We start from the raw sequence: 2192 nt of genomic DNA on the forward strand, positions 1-2192 counted from the left end.
GCTCCACGGGGGCGGGCGCCGCCGCGTCCCCGACGACCCGCGCCGCGTCCGTGTCGGCGGCGCCCGCCCCCGTGGAGCCGGTGCGCAGCGCGGCCGTGGAGGCCGACGGCTCCCACTGCTTGCCGCGCTTGCCCGCGTCCATCGCCTCGTTGGCGAGCCGGTCCGCGTGCTTGTTCTTCTCGCGCGGGATCCACTCGTACGTGACCTGCCCGGCCGGCAGGATCCGGGCGGCCTCGGCCGCGAGCGGCTTCATGTCGGGGTGCTTGATCTTCCAGCGGCCCGACATCTGCTCGACGACCAGCTTGGAGTCCATCCGGACCCGTACCTTGGCCGCCGGGTCCAGGGCCTTGGCGGCCTTGAGCCCGGCGATCAGGCCCTTGTACTCGGCGACGTTGTTGGTGGCGACACCGATGTACTCCGCCGCCTCGGCCAGCGTCTCGCCGGTCACCGGGTCCAGGACCACCGCGCCGTAACCGGCCGGTCCCGGGTTGCCCCGGGAGCCGCCGTCGGCCTCGACCACGAACTGCCGCACTACAGGCCCGACTCCGCCGTACGGACCAGGATGCGGTTGCAGTTGCCGCACCGCAGCACGGTGTCCGGGGACGCCGCCTTCACCTCGTTGACCTCGGTGATGTCGAGCTCCAGCCGGCAGCCCTCGCACTTGCGCTGGTAGAGCCGGGCCGCGCCGACGCCGCCCTGCTTCTCGCGCAGCTTGTCGTAGAGCTTCAGCAGGTCGGCCGGGACGACGGCGGCGACGACCTCGCGCTCCTTGGCGACCTCGACGGCCTCCGCGTCCAGCTGCTGGACGGCGGCGTCGCGGCGGGCCGTGGCGTCGTCGGTCTTCGACTGGACGGAGGAGACCCGCTCGGTCAGCTCGGCGACCCGCTCCTGGGCGGACTCACGGCGCTCCATGACCTCCAGGACCACGTCCTCCAGGTCGCCCTGGCGCTTGGCCAGCGAGGCGATCTCGCGCTGGAGCGACTCCAGGTCCTTGGGCGAGGAGACGGCGCCCGAGTCCAGGCGCTGCTGGTCGCGGGCGGCGCGCTGGCGGACCTGGTCGACGTCCTGCTCGGCCTTGGTCTGCTCGCGGGCGGTGTCGCTCTCCTCGGTCTGCGCGGCGACCAGCAGGTCGCGCAGCTGCGTGAGGTCCTTGGTGAGCGACTCGATCTCGGCGTGCTCGGGCAGCGACGCCCGCTTGTGGGCGAGCTGCGACAGGCGTGCGTCGAGGGCCTGTACGTCGAGGAGGCGGATCTGGTCGGCGGGCGCGGCGTTCAGTTGGGGGCTCCAGAAGAGTGGTGGGATGACCAGGGGTCGGTGACCGTCTTCGAGACGTGGACCCGCAGGTCCCAGCCATGGCGGTCGGAAATCTCGTCGAGCTGTGCGGCGGCCTGCTCGCACCAGGGCCACTCGGTGGCCCAGTGGGCGGCGTCGATCAGGCCCAGCGGGCCCGAAGAGCCCGAAGAGCCGGAAGAGCCGGAAGAGCCGGAAGAGGAGGACACCGCCTGGGTGGCCTCCGACACCGGGTGGTGGCGCAGGTCGGCGGTGAGGAAGGCATCGGCTCCCGACGCCCGTACGGCGTCGAAGAGGGAGTCGCCCGAGCCGCCGCTGACCGCGACGGTCCGCACCGGGGCCCCGGGGTCGCCGGCGACCCGGATGCCCTGCGCGGTGGCGGGCAGCCGGGCGGCGGCGCGGGCGGCGAACTCGCCCAGCGTCATCGGGTGGTCCAGCTCGCAGATCCGGCCCAGGCCCCGGCGCCCCGAGGGGTCCGTGGCGTCGGGCACGAGCGGCCCGACGACCCGGATGTCCAGGGCGCCCGCGAGGGCGTCGGAGACGCCGGGGTCGGCGGTGTCGGCGTTGGTGTGGGCGACGTGCAGCGCGATGTCGTGCTTGATCAGGGTGTGCACGGCCCGGCCCTTGAAGTGGCCGGCCGCGACCGTCGTCGTCCCGCGCAGATAGAGCGGGTGGTGGGTGACGACCAGGTCGGCGCCGAGCTTCACGGCCTCGTCCACGATCTCCTGGACGGGGTCGACGGCGAACAGCACCCGCCGGACCTCGGCGTCGGGGTCGCCGCAGACGGTGCCGACCGCGTCCCATCCCTCGGCCCGCTCGGGCGGCCAGAGGGCGTCGAGTGCGGCGATGACTTCAGACAGACGGGGCACGGGGACAGGTTACCCGCGCTCCGGGCCCCGCCC

General features: G+C 73.7%; 3 protein-coding genes. All 3 read right to left on the minus strand.

The window, feature by feature from the left end:
• Window positions 1-532 (minus strand): reverse transcriptase-like protein (locus tag ACJA3G_RS35510; RefSeq protein WP_406557150.1); only part of this gene is annotated, 532 nt, incomplete at its 3' end.
• Window positions 532-1275: a zinc ribbon domain-containing protein gene (locus tag ACJA3G_RS35515; RefSeq protein WP_406557152.1), complete on the minus strand. Its 744-nt coding sequence runs from the start codon at window positions 1273-1275 to the stop codon at window positions 532-534. The genes ACJA3G_RS35510 and ACJA3G_RS35515, both read right to left, overlap by 1 nt.
• Window positions 1272-2159, minus strand: coding sequence for a Nif3-like dinuclear metal center hexameric protein (locus ACJA3G_RS35520; RefSeq protein WP_406557151.1), 888 nt, complete (start codon window positions 2157-2159; stop codon window positions 1272-1274). The genes ACJA3G_RS35515 and ACJA3G_RS35520 overlap by 4 nt, the downstream gene beginning before the upstream one ends.
• Between the last annotated feature and the right edge of the window lie 33 nt (window positions 2160-2192).

The sequence above is a fragment of the Streptomyces sp. YS-3 genome (assembly GCF_045257485.1).
GTDB lineage: Bacteria > Actinomycetota > Actinomycetes > Streptomycetales > Streptomycetaceae > Streptomyces.